Source organism: Runella rosea (genome assembly GCF_003325355.1).
Classification (GTDB): Bacteria; Bacteroidota; Bacteroidia; order Cytophagales; family Spirosomataceae; genus Runella; species Runella rosea.
The window spans coordinates 504,844-527,285 of sequence record NZ_CP030850.1; the positions used below are offsets into that span (position 1 = coordinate 504,844).

Below are 22,442 nucleotides of genomic sequence, written 5' to 3' on the forward strand. Positions count from 1 at the left end.
AAAATATCAAATCCATTATACCAATGAATGCAGCCATTGACCTGGGAAATACCTTTGCCAAAATCGCTTGGTTTGAGAATGAGCAACTTGTAAAAGCACAATATAAAATTCCGTTTGAGGAGCTAACCGCAATATTGTCGAATGAATTACCGACGCATGCCATTTTGTCTTCTACTAGTCAGGATACGCAGGTATATGCTGATTGGTTCCGTCAGCAAAATGTTCGGGTTGTACAGCTTTCTCCCGCGCTTCCCGTGCCGATTGGCAAAGACTACGATACCCCGCAAACCCTTGGCGCAGATCGTTTGGCGGCGGCGGTGGGTGCTACCGTTTTATTCCCAAACGAAAACTGCTTGGTCATTGATATGGGAACCTGCATCACCTACGATTGGGTAAGTGCAGACGCGGTTTTTCACGGCGGAATAATTTCTCCGGGCTTTCGTATGCGATTTCAGGCCATGCACACGTTTACTAAGAGATTGCCTTTGATTGACGTTGTAGAGACACACAACAAAGTGTCCGTGCCGTTGGTCGGGAAAAGTACACATACAGCAATGGAAAGTGGAGTCATCAATGGACTGTTGGCGGAAGTGGAAGGCTTTGTGGAACGGTATCGCAACGAATACGGCGAATGTCGCGTACTATTGTGCGGAGGAGACGCGCCTTTCTTTGAAAATCGGCTTAAAAATCGCATCTTTGCGGCGCCAAATCTGGTTTTGATGGGTCTGAATCGAATTTTATTATACAATGTCAATGTACAAAACGCGTAAGCTTCTTCAGTGGAGTTGGGTACTGGGAGTCCTATTTTTACAAACAAAAGTTCATGCTCAGGGGTTAGGAAACGCCCCTTATTCAGCCATCGGAATAGGAGAGTTATTAAGTAAAGGATATTCGCCGAGCAATGCCATGGGCGATGTTGGGGTTAGTGCATCTAGTCCTCTCTATATCAATTCTTTAAATCCTGCCTTGCTCGTTCGAAACCGCTTTACCATGTTTGACGTAGGGGTGATCGGTCAATACAAAAGCCTTCAGGATACGAAACAAAATCAACGTGATTTTGGGGGTAATATCGGGTATTTGGCCTTGTCGTTCCCCGTTGCACCTAAATGGTCAATGGGTCTGAGCCTAAAGCCTTACAGCTTTGTAAATTACCAACAGAATTCGTACGGACGTATCGGCAGTTCCATTTATGAAGCCCAGTATGTATATTCTGGAAAAGGAGGACTAAATCAAATTAACCTGACAAACGGGTTTCAAATTGGCAAGAATCTGAGCGTTGGAGCCGATTTTACGTACCTTTTCGGAAACTTTAACCGTAGTGTCACATCGCAATTACGCATCGGCGATAGCCGTGACTACATCGTGAGTCGGGATGATCGTTTGAACATGAGTGACGTTAACCTGAAGTTAGGGGCGGCCTATCGTCAAAAACTGAAAGAGGACCATTACCTGAATTTTGGAGCCACCTACAATCTGGCCTCTTCTGTAAATACAATTCGTAACACTACCCTAGAGGTATTGAGTAGTGCTGGTCAGCCTATTACCAATCCTGATACATTAACTCAAGCCAATCTAAACGTGAATCTTCCCGCCAACTGGCGCGTAGGATTGAGCTATGAGAAATTCTTTAAGTTGTTGTTGAGCTTTGACTACGACCGCCAAAACTGGTCGCAATACAAAGGAATATCGGGCAATAATGAAAACATGCGCGACGGACAAAGTTTTCACTTTGGCTTGGAATATGTTCCCAAATTCAACTCGACAAAGTATTGGGATTTGGTCTTTTATCGTTTAGGTTTTATCTACCACCAGACACCTTTGGTTATCGGAACCAAACCCGTGGACGACATGAGTGTGTCGATGGGCATGTCCTTGCCCGTGGGACGAAACTTCGTGAATTTAATCAATATTTCTTTTGTGGCGGGGCAACGGGGAACCGTTTCTTCCCAAACCTTTCGGGAGCGATACGGACGTGTAGTTCTTGGAATTTCACTAAAAGATACGTGGTTCCAGAAATTCAAAGTCGATTAATGGCGAATTAAAAATTGTTAAAAAGAAACAATAAGGTGTTTATTTTCAGCATATTTGTATGCAAGCATACGATTTTTTGCTAAAAAAAATGAAAAAAAATCCCTCTATAAATCAATTGTTTTTGGAAAAGACGTTAGAACACCTTAATTTTGCCTTCAAGATGTTAAGGTGGGTTAATACAACATCTGCAAGGATGCAAATGGGAGATAAACTTTTATCTCCTATTTGTTTTTTACAGCAGTCAACTTTTCGTTATACGTTAAAGTTGCTTAAGTGCTCTCTCTTTATTTTATCAATGGTGTTTCTCGGTGCCTGCGAGGAAGACAAAAATTCAAAAAAATTTATCGCTTACAACGGCCCGCTCGAAGAAGCCGAAAATATCGAAGTACTATTTAGCGAACTTGGTTTTTTGAAGGTTCGGGTCAGAACCGCAAAGCAAATTAAGCTCCCCTCCGAAGATAAAGTATTTCCCAAAAAAGTTTTTGTAGATTTTTACGGCCCTGCGGGTGATGTCATCACCACCTTGGAATCCGATTCTGGTCGTTATGAATACCGAACGGGTTTATATAAAGTAAAAGGGAATGTCAAGGTAGTTACCCAAAAAAAGGAACGTTTGTTTTCGGATGAGTTGACTTGGAACCCACAAACGCAGAAAGTATTTACTGATAAAAAGGTGACCATCGAAAATCAACAATCGGGAGAACGCATGAATGGCCTGGGCTTGGATGCCAATCAGGATTTTAGTCAATACAGTATCCGCAAACCTACGGGCTTCTTCAATGCCCCTGCGGGAATCACGCCCAACTAGGCGTAACGCCTCTTTTTAGTCTTATTATCACTATACAAAGAATTATTTTAAAAATATTCACAATATAGGCAAGGGTAAACGAAGGTTTTTATACTCTTAGTAGATAAACACCCGTTTGTTATCCCCTTACCCCTATGCCCTTGCCCTCAATGGACTCAAATGAGCCGGAATATCATCAACCGGACGAGAGTAACCGTTTTGCCCCTCAACTAAAAGACAACTCCGCTGGAATTGTTGACTCTGAATTATGGATAAAACGTGCCTTTGAAGCGGATACAGCCAAAGGCTACGAACTGCTTTTTAAGCGGTATTATCAACCGTTGTGCAGTCATGCCGTTCGGTTTGTGTATTCAAAAGAAGTGGCCGAAGACTTGGTGATGGAGGTATTTAGTCAGTTTTGGCAAAAACAATTGCATCAGACCGTCACTACCTCATACCGAGCCTATTTGTTTACTTCTGTTCGACACGCTTCCTACGCGTATTTGCGTACAGAGTTAGGCGTTGAAAAATCCAGTGATTATTCAGAAAACGATAGCTCTGATACCCCGCCTATTACGCCTCAACAAATTCTTCAATACAATGAATTGTACATAAAAATTGAAGAAATTCTTCGTTCTACCTCACCTCAAAGTCAAAAAGTATTTGTGATGAGCAGGTTTGAAGGCAAGAAAAATGCGGCTATTGCCGAAGAACTGCACCTTTCAACGAAAACAGTGGAAGGACATATCACAAAAGTCCTTTCGTTGTTGCGGCAATCCCTACGAAATTACGGTTTGCTTTTCTTGTTTATAATGAGCGATTTATGGGCTCAAAGCAAAGGTGTTATGTTCTTTTTTCTCCCACAATGGTCGTAATTTTTCCGCACGTATGAGCCAGAATATCTTTAAACCCGCCATTTTGGCCTTATTTGAAGGCCGAGCGACCCCTTTACAGAAATCATTGATTGAAGATTGGTTGACAGAATCAAGTCATCAAGAGCTCTATTTTCAGTGGTTGGAGGAGTGGGAGCGCCAAAACCCGCAATTGATTGTGGATGCCGATGCGGCTTTTTTTCAATTGTCAAATCAGGCCGAGGCCGAAAATCCTAAAACATCGGCGGTACGTCCGTTTTCTCGTCGCCTCAATTTTTTTTTAGGAATAGCCGCTTCTGTATTGCTATTGACTGGGATATGCACGTACGTTTTTCGAGATGCGATTCTTTTTCAGCAGTACGAAACAACCAACGGGGAGCTTTTGACGCTTCAATTGCCCGATGACAGTCGCGTGACTCTAAATGCTAATTCTGCCCTTAAAGTACCGCGTTTTGGGTTTGGGAAAACGTCGAGGGAAGTTTTTTTGAAGGGAGAAGCCGAGTTTTCGGTGAAACATTTACCCAATCACGCCCGATTTATTGTCCGTACCCCCGATCAACTGGAAGTGCAGGTATTAGGAACCGAATTTATGGTTTATAGCCGTTCAAGGGGAAGTAAGGTGGTGCTCAATAAAGGCAAAGTACAATTGCGCTCCCTGAAAACCAAGGAAACGAAGCCTCTGATTATTAACGCAGGCGATGTGGTTACGATTTCATCAAAAGGCCGCCTCACGTTGCACCACAACCAGTCACTTGCGCCTCATTTGGGTTGGAAAGAATACCGTTTTATGTTTGAAAATACCTCGGTCTCGGAAATAGCCTATCAACTGACCGAACGATTTGGGGTCCAAATTGTAATTGCAGATTCAACATTGGCCAAACGAACCATCGGTGGGACGTTTAAAGCCGAAACAGCCGATGCGTTTTTACAGGTACTGGCCGAAATGCTGGAAATAAGAATTATTCGTAACGAAACTCCTTCGGGTGCTACCCAAACCTATACCTTAACTTATTGAATATTAAACCCCTATTGATAATGATTCAACCTATCCGTATTCCCGTTTATTTGGTAGGAGTAGTCTTGTGGCTACTCACCGCACCACGGCTTTCGGCCCAACTATTGGCCTTTAACCAACAGGCCACGCCGCGATTGGAGCTGCAAGCACCGGCTGGAAAAGTTTCGTTAAGAGATGCCCTGATGCAGTTTAAAAAGCAGCATGGAATCGACATTCTTTTTGAAGAAAAAATAATTGACGGTATTTCTATCCCTTCTGGGCAATTGAGCAACAATGCCAATGTGGAGCGGAATTTATCGCAGGTGTTGCGTCCGTTGGGATTGCGTTTAAAAAAGGTGAGTAAAGATACCTTCGTCATTGTTTCTTCAAAAGTGAATCCCAAGGCGGTCTTACAAGAAACCCTGTCACCCGTGGGTCCGTCGGTTGTGGAGCGCCCATCAAATCTGGTGGCTCAACTCCCAACGTTAAATAACTCCCTCCCCGCCAATCAGACCATTGAGAAAATGGTAACTGGGGTAGTGATGAGTGAGTCGGGTGAGCGTCTGCCAGGGGTAAACGTGGTCATTAAAGGAACCCAACGGGGAACTGCTACTGATGAAAATGGGAGTTTTCGCTTGGAAGTAGCCGACGACAACAGTGTATTGATTTTTAGTTTTATTGGTTACGTAAAACAGGAAGTTTTGGTGGGTACCCGAACCACGCTGAATGTATCGTTGAAAGCTGACGATATGGCCTTAAATGAGGTGGTTGTGGTAGGGTATGGTGAAATCAAAAAGACTGATTTGACGGGCGCAGTAGCGTCGGTACAAACAAAAGACATCGTAAGGGCTAATCCTGTGGTGGCAGCAAGAGCCATTCAGGGACAGGTCGCCGGAGCAACCGTCACAAAATCAAGCAATAAACCGGGGGCGGGTTATAGCATAACCATCCGGGGAGAAAACACGATCAATAACTCTACCGAGCCTTTGGTGGTCATTGACGGTTTAATGGGTGGAGATATCAACAACCTAAATCCCAATGATATTCAATCAATGGATGTGTTGAAAGATGCATCTTCTACGGCTATATACGGTGCCAGGGGTGCCAATGGCGTGATCATCATAACGACCAAAAAAGGACTTTCTGGTAAGCCAAGGGTGAGTTATGATAGCTATGTGGGAATCAAAACCCCCGCTCATATCCCTCGCTTGATGAATACCGAAGAGTTTTATAAAGTGACCTTTACAGACCGTGTGTTGGAAGGCGCAACGGGGGCTACGTTTACCGCCGCCGAAACGGCCAATATCAACGCTGGTAAAACAACGGATTGGGTGGATTTAGTGACGGCTCCGGGTATTCAGATGAGTCACAACATCAGCGTTTCGGGAGGAAGTGAAAAAACAACGTACCGATTCTCGGGTGGCTTTTTGAACGAAGATGGCAATGTGTTGTATACAGGATTTAAAAGGTATAACCTAAACGCAGGACTCGACAGTAAGTTGGGGGAACGTTTTAAAGTAGGCTTTACTACCTATTTGACTTACAGCGACCAAAATGTTGGTTCGGGTGAGTCCCTGAGAAATGCCTATCGTGCCAGACCTACGGGCACTGTTTATTATTCAGACCTTGCCAATCCGTCTGAAAATGGCGATTTGAATATAGAAAGCTATGCTTTTTGGATGGGAATCAATGACAAGCAGGTAGGAAATCCATTGCTAGATATTGACCCCAAAACGTCTAAACTGCAAACCACTACCATGAACGCCATGGCCAATGCCTACGGAGAGGTAACAATACTTAAAGGACTGACGTTTCGGTCATCGCTTTCGGCGTCTTATACTTCACAACGTTTGGGCGACTTTAGAGGGCAGTGGTCAAAATCGCAGATTGGGGCAAAACCAAGAGCGCAGTACGACAACCGAACCATCGGGAATTATACCATTGACAATATTCTCAATTACAACATTGACTTAGGAAAGCATAAAATCACGGCTACGGCGCTGCAAAGTGCTTTTTACCAGAGAAATGAGGCCTATTCAATAGCGGTAAGAGACTTGCCGTACGCTTCTGACTGGTATGCTTTGAACACGGCGGCGACCATTTCAGGAATTAACAGTTCACTCATTGAACGCTCTATTTTATCGTACATGGGAAGAATTAATTACTCCTTTAATGATAAATATTTATTGACCCTCACCGGACGTTCGGACGGTGCTTCACAATTGGCGGAAGGGAACAAATGGGCATTTTTTCCATCGGTGGCTTTTGCGTGGCGGTTGGGTGATGAGCAATTTATCAATAACCTAAACGTGTTTTCAAACCTAAAACTGCGCCTTAGCTACGGTCAGGTAGGCAACTCCACCGTCAATCCTTACAGCACACAGGCCGGTTTGTTGAACACCGGCTATGATTTTGACGGAGCAGCGGCGTATGGTTTTGCCCCTTTAAATTTGGCCAATAAAGATTTGAGATGGGAGCGGAGTAAAGAGTTGAACCTAGGAATTGACTTTGGATTCTTTAAAAACCGCATTGCCGCTTCGCTTGAAATTTACAACCGAAAAACGGATGATTTGATTTTGAATCAAAAACTTCCTACCACGACGGGCTTTACGCAGGTGATTGCCAACGTGGGTAAAATTGAGAACAAAGGCGTAGAGCTTACGCTTAATACGGTCAATATTTCTAAACAGAATTTTAATTGGAATACTACTTTTGCCTTTACCAGAAACCAAAACAAATTGCTTGAATTGTATGGCAACGGTCAGACGGTTGACAAAGGAAATAACCTTTTTGTAGGCTATCCGATCAGAGCCAATTTTGATTTTCAATTTGACGGCATTTGGCAAACCGCCGACAAAGACCTGGCGACAAAATACAAGCAGGTGCCAGGCTCGGTGCGAGTGGTGGATCAAAACAATGACGGTCAAATTTCTTCAACTGACGCCATTGATGATCGGACGTATCTTGGTACGCAGCTTCCCAACTGGATTTTGGGTATCACCAATCGCTTTAAGTACAAGAATGTTGATTTCTCTTTCTTTACCTATTATCGTAATGGTGTACAATACAGAAACAATACCTTGGCAGGAACTTTTGGAGAAATTGGAAGTACGAGATACAACAAATTGGCGGGCTTGGATTATTGGAGAAGCGACAATCCGTCCAATACTTTTTTCGGTACTGTAGCCGCCAATCCTTATCGCAATGCCATTTTTTACCAAGATGCCAGCTTCTTAAGAATTTCTGATATTACTTTAGGCTATACCTTGGGCAACCGGGCATTGAATAAGGTAAAGATGTCGAATGCACGCCTCTATCTGCAAGTGTTGAATCCATTTGTGTTCAGCAACTTTACCGGTTTTGACCCCGAGTTCAATTCCGCTATTTTCCAGGATGACGTGCCGTCTGCTACGTATTCCTTTGGCGTAAATATTAGTTTCTAACCTTGACTTTAATCAGAAAAACAATGAAATCAATAAATAAAATACGACTTACGTCGGTGGCAATTGCCTTTATGGGCGTTTTTGCCGCAGGTTGTGAAAAAGATTTTTTGGTTGAAAAACCCGTTACAACTCTGACTACCGACGTTTACTACAAAACCGAAGCCGGGTTTGAAGATTTGGTGCGGTCGTGTTATCCACTCCTAAGAAATATCCACCAAAATAGAATTTTGGTGTTGCAGGGAACCGATATTTTTACTGCTCAAAGTGGTTGGAATCCTTCGGCCGTTACCGGTAAAGAGAATGTGCCCAGTCTGTTTGATGTTTATAATGCTGAGTTTAATGCAAATTTGGCGGATATTCAACGCCTTTGGCAACTCTTGTATGCCGAAATCGCCAGAACCAATTCGGTTATCACTCGCGCCAATGATATTACAACAATGGCACCAGCATTAAAAGATGCACGGGTGTCGGAAGCCAAATTTCTGCGGGCATTGTGTTTGTTTTATGCCGTACAGCAATGGGGCGATATTCCAATGCCGTTAGTGGAGGTTACTACTCCTAGCAAAGATTTTCCAAGAGTAGCTTCGGCAGAAGTGTATAAACAAATCATCGCTGACTTACTGGAGTGCGAGGCAAAACTGCCCGTTACGGCCTCAAACTATGGCCGTATCACAAAAGGTACTGCTCAATTTTTGTTGTCGAGAGTCTATTTAACTAGAGGCTGGAACTACAATAATGCTTTGGGCGGTACCACGGCCGATTTTGATCAGGCACTTCAATATGCAGACAAAGTAATTGATATGTATCCGTTGGCCGCCAACTACAGCGATTTGTTTCCTAAACGTTCAAACAACCCATTGACCCAATACACTGGTGCTCAAAATGATAAAAATGCCGAAATCATCTTTGCGGTTCAGTACAATTCTGACGTATTGACCAACAAGACGGATGCGGCTTTCACTCAGGATGCGGCAGGGGGTAATGACCTGCACTCGAAGTTTGGACCCAGCGGTGAAGGGTTTGTCGGTACAAAAGGCCGTACAAGCGACTACAATCGTTGTTTGGGAATTCATCAAGTTACGCCCGCGGGCTACCGCTTTTTTGATCCAGACAACGACACCCGTTATGCCCACAATTTTGTGAGTGTCGGGTACGCGCTTGCGGCCGTAAAGGATTACCGACCGCTACCGCTGAGCAATCCTGCTTTGAGAATCAACTTCAATGTAGGCGATACCGTGATGATTGCCAGACCGTGGAATAAGCCGGCCACTACATTGGCCGAAAGAGGCATTGATTTGGGTGGAAAGAAAAACTATGCCGTAGTAAATGCTGATGAATATGGCGGTGGGTATCCCATTGATAATTCGGGATTGAATATTCAACCACCGTTGATGTGGAAATTCTGGCAGCCGGGTATTCCTTACGGTGATGCTTTTGGGACGTTTAACGAATGTGTGTTCAGAGCGGCAGAAGCTTATTTGATAGCCGCAGAAGCCATTGTCAAAGGTGCAAAAAATGGTAAATTGGGCGGTGCAGAGGTTTATTACAACCGAGTATTGGACCGCGCCTTAGGAAGCAAAAAAGGAACGGACCCCAAATGTGCCGCTGCTCCGGAAGACCAAAAATCATTGGCTACCGCCTCCTACCGAGCCACTGCCGCCAACATCACTATTGACTTGATTTTGGACGAAAGAGCCAGAGAATTGATGGGTGAATACAGCCGATGGTTTGATTTGAAACGCACTGGCAAATTGGTCGAACGCGTCAAAAAATACAATCCTTGGGTAAAAGGACAGTCGATTTCAGCGATTCATAATTTAAGGCCGATACCACAAAGTGAAATTGATTTGTCGTTCCCTAAAATGACCCAAAATCCGGGCTATTAAAAGTTGACTTATTTTCAAAAAAAGAGAAGAAGAAGCCATTTTTCTTCTCTTTTTTTTACTTTTTTGCAAAGTACCACTCATTTTTTATTCAAAAACACAATGAAATTCATTTTTTCAATTTGCGCAATTACCCTTCTTAACCTCAACTCCTTTGCCCAATGGAAAGACCTTTTTAATGGAAAAGATTTGAAAGGTTGGGTAAAGAAAAACGGCAATGCCGAATACAAAATTGTCAACAACACCATTGTGGGCGTATCTCAACTTAATACCCCCAATTCGTTTTTGTGTACCGAGCAAATCTACGGCGATTTTGTGCTGGAACTGGACGTGAAAGTGGAGGCGGGGCTAAACTCAGGCATCCAAATCAGAAGTATCAGTGACCCTGCCGTTATGGAGGGTAAAGTACATGGCTATCAGGTCGAAATCGACCCCGGCGACCGAGCTTGGTCGGGAGGGATTTTCGACGAAGGGCGCAACGGTTGGTTGTATCCATTGTCTGTAAATCCCAAAGGACAAAAGGCATTTAAACTTGGTCAATGGAATAAATACCATATCGAAGCCATCGGCAATAGCCTTAAAACCTGGATAAACGGTATTCCATGTACCAATCTTCTCGACCCTCAAACCGCTCGCGGGTTTATCGCTTTGCAGGTACATCAAATCAAGAAAGAAGAGCAGGTAGGACTGACGGTTCAATGGAAAAACATCAGAATCGCCACCGACAACTTGAAAGACGTTGTGTTTAAAGGAGAAGAAGCGCCTGAAATCAGCTATTTGATCAATCAATTGTCGGAAAATGAAGCAAGAAAAGGCTGGCGTTTGCTTTGGGATGGTAAAACCACTAATGGCTGGCGATTGGCAAATTATGATACATTTCCAACGGTAGGCTGGGCTATTCAAGATGGAGTTTTGAAAGTGCTTGGCACTAAAAAAGATACGCTAGTCAAAAGCGGAGACATTATTACGGACAAAGAATTTTCAAACTTTGAACTCGAAATGGATTTTAAACTCACGACGGGGGCCAACAGCGGGCTGAAATATTTTGTGGTAGAAGACCGTAAAAAAAGAGCGGGTACGGGCCTAGGACCCGAGTTTCAAATTCTTGACGACAAAGAGCATCCCGATGCCAAAGCAGGGGTGGGTGGCAACCGTACCACAGCTTCTTTGTATGACCTTATCACGGCCGAAAATTTATCGGAAGGCAGTACCGCAAAACGGATGAATCCGCCGGGGAAATGGAATAAATTGCGGGTGGTGGTCAAGGGTGGGCACGTCGAACATTGGCTCAATAACCTCAAAATGGTGGAATATGACCGCTATTCGCAGATTTTCCGCAATCTAGTGGCCAAAAGTAAATACAACACCTACCCGAATTTTGCGCAGGCGGTAGCAGGGCATATTCTTTTGCAAGACCACGGCGATGAAGTCCATTTTAGAAGCATTAAAATCCGGGAGTTTTAAGAATAAGCAATCAAGACTGCCATTGGAGTACGCAATAATTACCATATAAAAGAGTAGAAGAGTAGTTTTTGTGCTCTTTCTCCAATACCCTTTTGTCGTATTCAATTAATTAAACTAAGCCCTTAAATCGCCCTTTTCGAATGAATAGAAGAACTTTTGTGACCACAGGAGTCAGTTCGCTCTGTGCCATGCCATTGTTGGGATTTCAACACTTTGATAAATACACCGCCCCCAAACCTGCTTGGTTGCTCGATTGGATTAAAATCTACGACCAAAATTTCCCCAACTACAAAGCGCTGAAAGTCAACGATGTCAATCATAAATATGCCGGTGGCTACATGAATGACATGGAAATTCCGAATCCACATACTACAGCAGGTTTTATTGCCACGGCCTGTATGTTGATGTCATGCCCCGAATCTGCTTTTTATCAATCCAAAGAATTGGTAAAAGAGGTAGAAATGGCAACCCAATGTTTGCTAAAAATGCAGCATTCCGACGGAACGATTGACCTCTTGGAAACCAATTTCCATTCTACGCCCGACACGGGTTTTATCCTGGAAAATATGATTCCTGCCTATAAGTACTTGAAACTCTCAAAGGTCAAAGGTGCGGAACCTTCACTCGAATTAATAAAAACTTTTTTGAAAAATGCGGGCGAAGCCCTGACCGTGGGCGGTATTCATACCCCAAATCACCGTTGGGTAGTCTCGGCAGCCCTGACCAAATTGAATGAACTTTTTCCCGACCCGCGCTACGTTGGTCGTATCGAACAATGGTTGGCTGAGCACATAGATATTGACCCCGATGGCCAATACAACGAAAAAAGCACCAATAGTTATTCGCCCATCGTAAATCGGTCGTTGATTATCATCGCCAAAGGCCTCAATAAGCCCGAGCTGCTTGAACCAGTTCGCAAAAATTTGATGATGACGCTTTATTACGTCCACCCCAACGGGGAGGTGGTGACCGAAGCCTCCAACCGACAAGACAAAGGCACCATCGGCAATATGTCGCGTTATTATTATTGCTATCGCTACATGGCTTTGTTGGACAACAACGGCGAAATGGCCGCTATGTGTCGCCTTATTGAACAAACAAGTACCAAGAATCAATTAGCGGGCTATCTGGATTATTTTCTGGAAGACCCGACCCTTTGGAGAGCCTTACCCGCTGACAAACCCCTGCCGACCAGTTATGCCAAAGCCTTTCCGTATTCGGGTTTGGTGCGGATTCGACGGGAAAACTGGGACGCCACGATTTTGTCCAACAACGCAAGCTGGCTCACGTTTCACAAAGGCAACGCCGTATTGCAGGCCATGCGGGTAGCGGCTTCTTTTTTCGGAAAAGGGCAGTTTCAATCGGCCAAAATCACGCAGGAGGGAACCGCCTGGGTGATGCAAAATGCACTCGAAGGGCCGTACTATCAGCCGATTGCCAAAGAGCAAATTGTACAAGATGGTGATTGGGACAAAATGCCAAGGGCCAATCGTCCGCAGAGTGAAATTCAAAAACTCGAAACAATCGTCAAAATCAGCGAGTCTAATAATGGACTGCAAATAGACATTGAAATGACTGGTACGGAAGGTGTACCCGTATCTTTTGAGTTGATATTTAGGGCGGGAGGAACGTTTTCGGGGGTTACAAAACATCCCAAAAAAGATACTGCGTACCTATTGGCGGGTGAATCGGCCTCTTACACGGTCAATTCCGATACCATTCAATTTGGTCCGGGCAAAGCCGAACACAAAGGTATACAACTGAGAGGAGCACTGCCCGCGATGGACGCCCCGACGGTCTATTTGACGGGCTTTACGCCTTTTCGGCATACGATTAAACTCTCGTAGTGTTCCCCTGGATTTTTTAGCGGATTTAATCATCCGAAGGTTTAACCTCAAGACTAATTTTAAACCAATCAAAAAATGCTTACAAACGTTATTAAACCATTCGTTTGTTTTTTTACACTTACACTCGTTTCTGTGAATTGTTTTTCACAAGAAAAGAGCGCTGTTTTTGATTTAACGTATAAGCAGATTGATACTTTAAAATTAGGCTTAAAGCTTTATTATCCAGCGTCTTTCCAAATAGGTCAAACCTATCCAACCATTGTGTTTTTCTTTGGAGGCGGTTGGAATGGGGGCACTACCAAACAATTTGAGCCTCACGCTTTGCACTACGCCGCCAAGGATTTTATCACGGTTTTGGTAGATTATCGGGTAAAGACAAGACATAACACCACTCCTTTTGAAAGTTTAAAAGATGCGAAATCGGCTATTCGGTATTTGCGAAAAAATGCCCAAAAACTTGGCATTGACGCCAATCGGATTATTGGCTCGGGCGGTTCGGCGGGGGGACATTTGGCGGCGGCTTGTTTTACCAATGAATCGATCAATGAACCAACCGACGATGTGGCGATAAGTGCAAAACCCAATGCCTTAGTCTTGTTTAATCCCGTGATTGACAATGGAAAAGATGGCTATGGCTTTGAACGAATTGGAGAAAGATACGTGGAGTTTTCGCCAATGCACAACATCCAAAAAGGTTTTCCGCCCACCATTTTCTTTTTGGGTACAAACGACAACCTGATCCCGATTGAAACGGCCCGGAAATTCAAGCAAAAAATAGAAGAAGTAGGAAGTCGTTGCGACCTTTTTTTATTTGAAAATCAAGGGCATGGTTTTTTCAATAAAGAGCCTTTCCTTTCAGAAACGATTTTGAAAGCGGACGCTTTTCTCCAGTCAATAGATTATCTCAAACCCTGAAAATCATTCTCTGTGTTTAGTTAATTGCTCAGTCTACTTTATAACCTGTATGATGATGAATATGCGCCATTTCTATCTTTTGCTGGTAATTTTATTGATGCTTGTCAATTGCAAAACAAGTACCAATATCGCATATAATCTTGCTTCAAAAGACCTTCCAATTACCGAAAAGGGCTTAGATCATGCTGGTTTTATTCGCGATTTTGATGATAAAGCATTGGTGCGAGGCGAGCGCATCTACAATGCTACTTGTATCAATTGTCATGGAAATGAAGAAAATGAAGGCTCAATTCCGATGTCGTTGAAGTTTTGGTCTGAGCCATTCAAAGCGGGTGGCGATGCCTATTCGATGTATCAAACTGTGACCAAAGGGTATGGCTCTATGCCCCCGCAAGTGGCACTGAGTCCACAGGAAAAATACGACGTCATTCACTATATTCAACAAGAATTTGTTTCAAAAAATAAAGCCACAACCCTTCCGAAAGTAACGTCCGAATATCTTTCTGCGCTTCCAAAAGGAAAATCGAGAGGCCCTGCCTTAAAGCCTTATCAACCATGGGCTGACATGGATTATGGTAATTTTTTGATAAACACCTACGAATTGGCCGACGAAAAAACGGGTATTCCACGGTTTCACTCGCCGGGCCCTTCGCCGTTCAAAGATGAAGATTACTCAAAAAATAATTTTGCCTACAAAGGCATCGCAGTTCGCCTAGACAAAGGTGCAGGGGGCGTTTCCAAAGGAAAAGCGTGGATGATTTTTGACCATGACCTCATGCGCGTAGCGGGGGCCTACACGGGCGAAGGTTTTATTGATTGGAACGCTATCTTGTTGAACGACAAGCACGAAACCTATCCTCGTACCATTGGAAAACTGCATTTTGAAACCCCCGTAAGTCCCGGCTGGGCTAATCCCACAACGGGGAAATTTGAAGACCCAAGGTTTGTAGCACGGGACGGTAGAGCTTTTGGGCCATTGCCTAAATCTTGGGCAAATTATAAAGGGCTTTACCATTACGAAGACCAAATCATCATTTCGTATACCGTGGGAGAATCGGCCGTTTTAGAGAAATTTGGGTTTGTAGGACCATCCGTTTTTACAAGAACGCTCAATATCTCGCCCTCCAATTCAATTTTGAAAATGCGGGTGGCTAATGCCTCCGCCAAGGTTAGTCTGCTGGGCAAAGGGGCTACGCTGGTAGAAGAAAATGGGCAGATTTTTATGAATGTCAATGCCAAAGAAGCAGTTAAAGTCACTTTGGCCATTGGCGAAAAAGGTTCTAATTTCTCTGAAAAGGATTTGCCAGAGCCAGAATCATTGACAAAATATACCTTGGGTACTGGCCGTGCGCATTATCCCGAAGTGCTCAAAACCTTTACTACCAGAGGAAAAGAGGATGGTCCGTTTGCCGTTGACCAACTAACCCCGCCTTTCGAGAATCCTTGGGCTTGTCGAATGAAATTGAGCGGGATAGACTTTTTTAAAGATGCCAATACTGCCGTGATATGTGCCACCGACGGGGATGTTTGGTTGATAAAAGGAGTACTCAATCCTGATGGCGCATTGACTTGGCAGCGCATTGGCTCGGGGCTTTTTCAGCCTTTGGGCATAAAAGTGGTGGATGAAAAAATATACGTCACATGTAGGGACCAACTCGTATTGTTGAGAGATTTGAATGGCGATATGGAAACTGATTTCTACGAAAGTTTCAATCATGACCACCAAGTTACTGATCATTTCCATGAATTTGCAATGGGTTTGCAAACCGACAAAGAAGGTAATTTTTACTATGCCAAAAGTGGCCGCCACGCCCGTGAGGCGCTTATTCCGCAACACGGCACTTTATTGAAAGTAAGTGCCGACGGCTCAAAAACCGATATTATTGCCACGGGCTTCAGAGCGGCAAATGGCGTTTGTATCAACCCCGATGGTAGTTTTATTGTAACCGACCAACAAGGCTATTGGAATCCAATGAACAGAATTAACTGGGTGAAAGGCATTGGTAAGTTTTATGGCAATATGTGGGGCTATAACCCACCCAAAGACTCATCAAGGGCTGCTATGGAACAACCTTTGGTGTGGGTTGATATGAAATATGACCGCTCGCCTTCCGAAATGGTTTGGGTGGAAAGCAATAAATGGGGGGCATTGAATGGTGGACTTTTGAGCCTTTCGTATGGCTACGGCAAGATTCAATATGTTTTAAACGAAACCGTAAATGGGCAAGAACAAGGCGCCGTGATTGATTTGCCCGGCATCAAATTCCTTACGGGGGTGATGCGTGGCCGATTTAATCCAACCGATGGTCAACTGTATGCTTGCGGTATGTCGGCATGGGGAACCAACCAGATGATGCGTGGGGGAGGGCTGTACAGAGTCCGGTATACGGGTAAGACCATTCCTGTACCCATCAAAATGAAAGTACTTGAAAAAAGTATAGTGCTTGATTTTGATACCCCAATAGACCAAAATTCGGCGGCTGATTTATCCAATTTTGAAGTAAAAACTTGGCAACTAGTGCGTAGTAAAAAATATGGCTCGGAACGTCATAACCAAAAAGTGTTGAAAGTGGGCAAATCTCAGGCAATGGATAAAAGGCTGATTTTGAGCATTGAAAACTTAGAAAAAGTGGATGTAATCACCATTGATTATAAAATCAAAAATACCAAAGGCGAGCCTCTGACGGGGTCTATACAAGGTACGATTCACCAACTGGGGAATTAGAGAAATGTTGAACCGTAAAATAAAATGAATTGAAAATATGCACAGAGTAGTTTGTTTAATACTTATATGTTGTGGAGTACAAGTGTCGCTTTTTGCCCAAAAAAAACAAGCCCTCTGGCTCGACGATCTACCCATCAAATCTTTTTCGGAAGGCATACCGGCAGTATTGCCTAAAACGACGGCGGCCGGCGATTCTATGCTCATCAACGGTAGGTATTTCAACCGTGGAGTAGGGGTGAATGCTACGAGTATTTTGGCGTTTTATCTGGACGGAAAAGCGACCGAATTTTCGGCGTTGGTGGGTGTTGACGACAAAGGCAACAAAGATTTACCCCATACCTTTTATGTGGTGGCAGACCGTAAAGTGCTGTTTGACAGCGGAGAAATGCGCTTGGGCGATGCACCCAAACCCGTGAAGGTTAATTTAGAAGGGGTGAAACGATTGGGATTGTTGGTCAAAGTGAATGACGAAGGACGTACGAAAGTCTATTCCAATTGGGCCGATGCCCAATTGGTCATGTTGGACAACCACCTCCCCAAAAACGTTCCTAATACCGATGAACGCTATATTTTGACCCCTCCAACGGCAAAATTTCCCAAAATCAATTCAGCCAAAGTATTCGGCGCTACACCCAATAATCCTTTTCTGTACACCATCGCCGCCACAGGCGACCGCCCCATGAGTTTCTACGCCAAAGGCTTGCCGAAAGGCCTTTCGTTGGACGAAAAAACGGGCATCATTACTGGCAAAGTGCTAAAAAAAGGTACTTATATCGCAACGTTGAAAGCCAAAAATGCCCTTGGCGAAGCAATCAAAGAACTAAAAATAAAAATTGGTGATACGATTGCCCTCACACCTCCGATTGGTTGGAACGGCTGGAATTCGTGGGCTCGAAATATTGACCAAGAAAAAGTCATTGCCTCCGCCGATGCCATGGTGAAAATGGGACTGAACCAACACGGCTGGACTTACATCAACATTGACGATGCTTGGCAGGGTAAGCGCGGCGGTAAGTTTCATGCCATTCAGCCCAATGCAAAGTTTCCAAAATTTACCGAAATGGTGGACTATATTCATAGTTTAGGCTTAAAAGTAGGCGTCTACTCTACGCCCATGATTACGAGTTATGCGGGTTATATTGGCGGCTCCTCGGATTTTGAAAATGGCCAAATTACTGACTCCATCGTCGCCAATAAACGCGCTTTTCGCTACGTGGGTAAATACCGTTTTGAAACCAATGACGCCAAACAATTTGCAGAATGGGGCATTGATTATCTCAAATACGACTGGCGGATTGAGGTCCCATCAGCGGAGCGGATGTCGGTGGCTTTGAAGCAATCGGGACGCGATATTTTGTACAGTATTTCCAATTCTGCCCCCTTTACCCACGTCAAAGATTGGGAACGCCTGACCAACAGCTACCGTACGGGGCCTGATATTCGCGACAGTTGGAATAGCCTCTTTGTGTCAGCGTTTACGTTGGACAAATGGGCTCCCTACGGCGGTCCAGGCCATTGGAATGACCCCGATATGATGATTGTGGGCAACGTAACTACGGGCACGCAACTGCACCCCACCCGCCTAACGCCCGACGAACAATACAGCCACGTGAGTTTATTCAGTCTTTTGGCAACCCCATTGCTCATCGGTTGTCCTATTGAGCAGCTTGATGCCTTCACGTTGAACTTGTTGACCAATGACGAAGTCATTGAAATTGACCAAGACCCATTGGGCAAATCGGCTCGGCTTGTTTGGAACAAAGATGGTATTCAAATCTGGCTCAGGCCGTTGGAAGATGGCTCTTATGCTGTGGGTTTGTTTAACGTTGGTGATTTCGGCAAAACCCCCGAATCTTATTTTCGGTGGGGTGATGAAACATCTAAATCATTTACCTTTGATTTTGCAAAAGTGGACTTAAAAGGCAAGTTTAAGTTGCGCGATGTGTGGCGTCAAAAAGACATTGGTACCTTTAACGGTTCATTTGTAACGGATATTCGGCATCATGGTGTGGTGATGTTGAGGATGTTTCCTATAAATAAGTGATGAAGCTGTAAAAGTATAATGGTTCTTTATGATTTTACTTGTATTTAGTTTACTAACCGTATAGAATTAAGTGAAAAACCCTCAAGTACTTTGTGTAAAACTCTTTGTGTCTTTTGCGGTTTTTTGTTTTAGATAGTAAGATGTGTATGACAAACGAAATTCGATTAAATAGTAGCACATTACTAAACATTTTGCTTTTCATTCTATTTATGGTGAAAGGAGAAATGCTGTTTGCGCAAAAACCCGAAATGCATTACGGAGATTTGGACATTCCTGCAAGGCCTTATGCCAAAGACCCTTACGTGATTTTTTTTCAGGGAAAGTATTGGATGTATTATTCGGTTCCAGGTGAGCAGTTTAAAGAATGGTACATTGGTATTGCGACCAGCAACGATTTAGTGCATTGGGAAAAACAAGGAAATATCAAGGGCCAAAAAGGAACCGTGGAAGAAAAAGGTATTTGTGCGCCCGGAGCATTGGTAAAAGACGGGGTTTTGCATCTTTTTTATCAAACGTATGGCAATGGGAAATTGGATGCTATTTGCCACGCTTTTTCTACCAACGGCGTTGACTTTGAAAGGGATGCCACCAACCCTATTTTTAGACCCAAAATAAGCGATTGGAGTTGTGGAAGGGCGATTGATGCGGAGGTGATTGCTTACAAAAACAACTATTTTCTGTATTATGCCACCAGAGACCCTGATTACAAAATTCAACAACAAGGCGTAGCCATAGCACCTATTACGACCAATTTTGACCGAAACAGTTGGACCGAAGTGCCCAATATGCCCATGCTCAAACCCGAATTGATATGGGAGAAAAAATGCATTGAAGCGGCATCTTGTATTCAAAAAGGCCAATATTTGTACATGTTCTATGCGGGAGCTTATAATAACGAACCCCAGCAAATTGGGGTTGCCCGCAGTAAGGACGGTATTCATTGGAAACGGCTATCGGAAGAGCCTTTCCTGAAAAACGGCGATGTAGGTACATGGAATGAAAGTGAAAGTGGGCACCCCAACATTTTCAAAGCCCAAGATGGCCGATATTATCTGTTTTTTCAAGGCAATAATGACAAAGGAAAAACATGGTATTTGTCCAAAGTAGAAATCGGTTGGAATAAAAAAGGACCTTATTTAAAGAAGTAAAACCAGCAGTTTAACTATAATGAAAAATCCAAAATTCACCATTAACACCCTTAAATTTAAGATTGCAATTTGTTTAATCTTTACGCTTTCCATCTTTATGGTAAGCTTCAGAATAATCCCCTTTGATGTACCCAAAATTTCACTCGATAGTTATAAAGTAGAAGATGGGTTTGAGCTGAAAGTTATCTCCTCCGAACCGTTTTTGAAAGCACCCGTGAGCATGGACTTTGACAACAAAGGCCGCATGTGGGTGGTAGAGATGATTGGTTATATGCCCAATCTTGAAGGCATCGGTGAAGAAGTGCCCAACGGCAGAATCACCATTTTAGAAGATTTGAATAAAGATGGCGTGACCGATCATTCCAAAGTCTTTTTGGATAAACTCGTTTTGCCTCGCGCATTGGCCCACGTGTATGGTGGACTTCTCTACGTTGATGGCCCAAAACTGTGGTTTGTAGAAATTAAAAATGACAAACCTGGCAAAAAAACGTTGGTTGACCCTGTATACGCCGAAGGCGGAAACGTGGAGCACTCTTCCAACGGACTGATGATGAATATTGACAATTGGATTTACAATGCCAATTACAATTTTAGATACCAATTTAAAAATGGAAAATGGATTAAGGAGCCGACGTCGTATCGGGGGCAGTGGGGGATAACCAAGGACAATTTTGGACGCCTTTATTACAACAATAACAGTACTCAATTGCAGGGAGACTATGTTTTACCCAACAAAGCAATTCGCAACCGTTACTTTAAACCTACCATCGCCGAGAATCAACGTCTGACCAACAATAAAGTATTCCCGATACACCAAACGTCGGTCAATCGGGGGTATCAAAAAGGGGTTTTGGACGAAAATGGATTGCTGAAAGACGTAACCGCAGCATGTGGGCCGTTGGTGTATCGAGGAGGGGCTTTTCCTGCATCTTACCATCAAAATGCCTTTGTGTGTGTGCCTGAAGTCAACCTTATCAAAAGAAATATACTGACGTTTAAAAATACCCAAACCACCGCGACCCAAGCCATTGAAGGCAAAGAGTTTCTTACTTCTACCGACGAAGGTTTCCGTCCCGTAAATTTGTTTAACGGACCCGACGGAGCTATCTACGTGGTCGATATGCACAGGGGTATTATTCAGCACAAGGCGTATATTTCGCAGTACCTAACCGAGCAGCTGGCCGCTAAGAAATTAGACACGTTACAGAATGCGGGGCGTATTTTGAAAATAACGAGCAAAACCGTCAAAACTCATCCTATCCCTGATTTGACAAAGGCGACTACTAAAGAATTGGTGGCACTGCTCAGTCATTCAAATGGTTGGCTCCGCGACCGCGCCCAACAGTTATTGATTCAAAAGAAAGACCTTACGGTGGTCAAAGAGTTGATTAATTTAACCAAAAACAGCAATGAATTTGCAACGGCCATTCACGCACTGTATGTACTAGAAGGCTTAAATGCGCTTTCTTTTACCACTTTGAGCGATGTGGCTAATCAATCAAAACAGCCCGAAACCATCGCCCATGCCTTAGGTCTTTTGGAGCGTTTTGCTTCCATGCCCAATGTGGCTAAAATGAAAACTGTCTGCAACCAGCTATTGGCTCAAAACAATGAAGTGATAGACCTCTATTTGTCTATGTCGCTAAATGCTTGGCTCAAACTATCAGATGTGGCTTTCTTGCCCATTCTCACCGAAATCGACAAAAAATACGCGACTCAGAAAATCTATCAGGAGGCCATTGTAAGCAGCCTTGAAGGGAGGGAAGAAAATTATATCAATGCCATGAATCCCAATGTATTACTAAAAAGTAGTTTGACCGCAGCCCTCAATAACCGGCAGAAAAAAGAAATGAACCCCATTTTTGTTAAGGAAAAAAATACCGTTGACAACCGAACCAAAGGCCTGCAACTGTACCGAACCATTTGTGCTACCTGTCATGGGGCTGATGGCAAAGGAATTCAGGATTTAGCCCCGCCGCTCAAAGGCTCCGAATACATTGATGGTTCCATGAAGCGCTTGGCGGCCATCATTTTGCACGGAGTCAGTGGGCCGATTCATGTCAGTGGGAAATTGTACAAATTGAACAATGAAATGCCCGCACTTGTCAATAATAAAGCCATTAGCGACCAAGACATTGTTGATATTATACGATTTACGCAGAATGCATTTGCAAAAGAAGGGAAGGGGATTTCGGTAGATGACGTAAAAAAAATGAGAGAGAAAAAGCCCGATGGAAGCGGTATTTTTAACGAAAAGCAGCTATTGGACACTGATTTCGAAAAATAATT

General features: G+C 43.8%; 14 protein-coding genes. All 14 read left to right on the forward strand.

Annotated features, from left to right (window positions below; all coding sequences use genetic code 11):
- Positions 1 to 23 precede the first annotated feature (23 nt).
- The 14 genes from DR864_RS02330 (at position 24) to DR864_RS02395 (ending at position 22,440) form a co-directional block, all read left to right on the forward strand.
- Positions 24 to 770 carry a type III pantothenate kinase gene (locus DR864_RS02330; protein ID WP_114065433.1) on the forward strand — a complete coding sequence of 249 codons (747 nt, stop codon included), beginning with the start codon at positions 24 to 26 and terminating at the stop codon, positions 768 to 770.
- The gene (bamG, locus tag DR864_RS02335) at positions 748 to 2,031 is read left to right on the forward strand and encodes a BamG family beta-barrel-assembly machinery protein (protein ID WP_162793520.1); all 1,284 of its coding nucleotides are present in this window, start codon (positions 748 to 750) and stop codon (positions 2,029 to 2,031) included. The genes DR864_RS02330 and bamG overlap by 23 nt, the downstream gene beginning before the upstream one ends.
- Positions 2,032 to 2,326: 295 nt before the next feature.
- Positions 2,327 to 2,839 (forward strand): LPS export ABC transporter periplasmic protein LptC, encoded by a 513-nt coding sequence (lptC, locus tag DR864_RS02340; RefSeq protein WP_114070120.1) that lies wholly within the window; start codon positions 2,327 to 2,329, stop codon positions 2,837 to 2,839.
- Positions 2,840 to 2,973: 134 nt separating this feature from the next.
- Positions 2,974 to 3,693 carry an RNA polymerase sigma-70 factor gene (locus tag DR864_RS02345; protein WP_205319187.1) on the forward strand — a complete coding sequence of 240 codons (720 nt, stop codon included), beginning with the start codon at positions 2,974 to 2,976 and terminating at the stop codon, positions 3,691 to 3,693.
- Between the two features lie 13 nt (positions 3,694 to 3,706).
- Entirely contained in the window at positions 3,707 to 4,705 is a 999-nt protein-coding gene (locus tag DR864_RS02350) for a FecR family protein (RefSeq protein ID WP_114065435.1), read from the forward strand.
- Positions 4,706 to 4,725: 20 nt separating this feature from the next.
- A complete protein-coding gene (locus DR864_RS02355; protein ID WP_114065436.1) occupies positions 4,726 to 8,127 on the forward strand; it encodes a SusC/RagA family TonB-linked outer membrane protein in 3,402 nt (1,133 codons plus the stop codon).
- 23 nt (positions 8,128 to 8,150) lie between these two features.
- Entirely contained in the window at positions 8,151 to 10,013 is a 1,863-nt protein-coding gene (locus DR864_RS02360) for a RagB/SusD family nutrient uptake outer membrane protein (RefSeq protein ID WP_114065437.1), read from the forward strand.
- A gap of 99 nt (positions 10,014 to 10,112) precedes the next feature.
- Complete coding sequence (locus DR864_RS02365) at positions 10,113 to 11,474, forward strand: 3-keto-disaccharide hydrolase (protein WP_114065438.1); 1,362 nt, start codon at positions 10,113 to 10,115, stop codon at positions 11,472 to 11,474.
- A gap of 140 nt (positions 11,475 to 11,614) precedes the next feature.
- Positions 11,615 to 13,321, forward strand: a complete 1,707-nt coding sequence (locus tag DR864_RS02370; protein WP_114065439.1) for a hypothetical protein — start codon at positions 11,615 to 11,617, stop codon at positions 13,319 to 13,321.
- A 132-nt stretch (positions 13,322 to 13,453) separates the two neighbouring features.
- On the forward strand, positions 13,454 to 14,236 hold the full coding sequence (locus DR864_RS02375; RefSeq protein ID WP_229599501.1) for an alpha/beta hydrolase: 783 nt from the start codon (positions 13,454 to 13,456) through the stop codon (positions 14,234 to 14,236).
- A 61-nt stretch (positions 14,237 to 14,297) separates the two neighbouring features.
- Positions 14,298 to 16,961, forward strand: coding sequence for a DUF6797 domain-containing protein (locus DR864_RS02380; protein ID WP_229599502.1), 2,664 nt, complete (start codon positions 14,298 to 14,300; stop codon positions 16,959 to 16,961).
- 37 nt (positions 16,962 to 16,998) lie between these two features.
- Positions 16,999 to 19,005, forward strand: coding sequence for an NPCBM/NEW2 domain-containing protein (locus DR864_RS02385; protein ID WP_114065442.1), 2,007 nt, complete (start codon positions 16,999 to 17,001; stop codon positions 19,003 to 19,005).
- A gap of 191 nt (positions 19,006 to 19,196) precedes the next feature.
- Entirely contained in the window at positions 19,197 to 20,153 is a 957-nt protein-coding gene (locus tag DR864_RS02390; protein ID WP_229599503.1) for a family 43 glycosylhydrolase, read from the forward strand.
- 19 nt (positions 20,154 to 20,172) lie between these two features.
- Positions 20,173 to 22,440, forward strand: coding sequence for a DUF7133 domain-containing protein (locus DR864_RS02395; protein ID WP_114065444.1), 2,268 nt, complete (start codon positions 20,173 to 20,175; stop codon positions 22,438 to 22,440).
- Positions 22,441 to 22,442 lie beyond the last annotated feature (2 nt).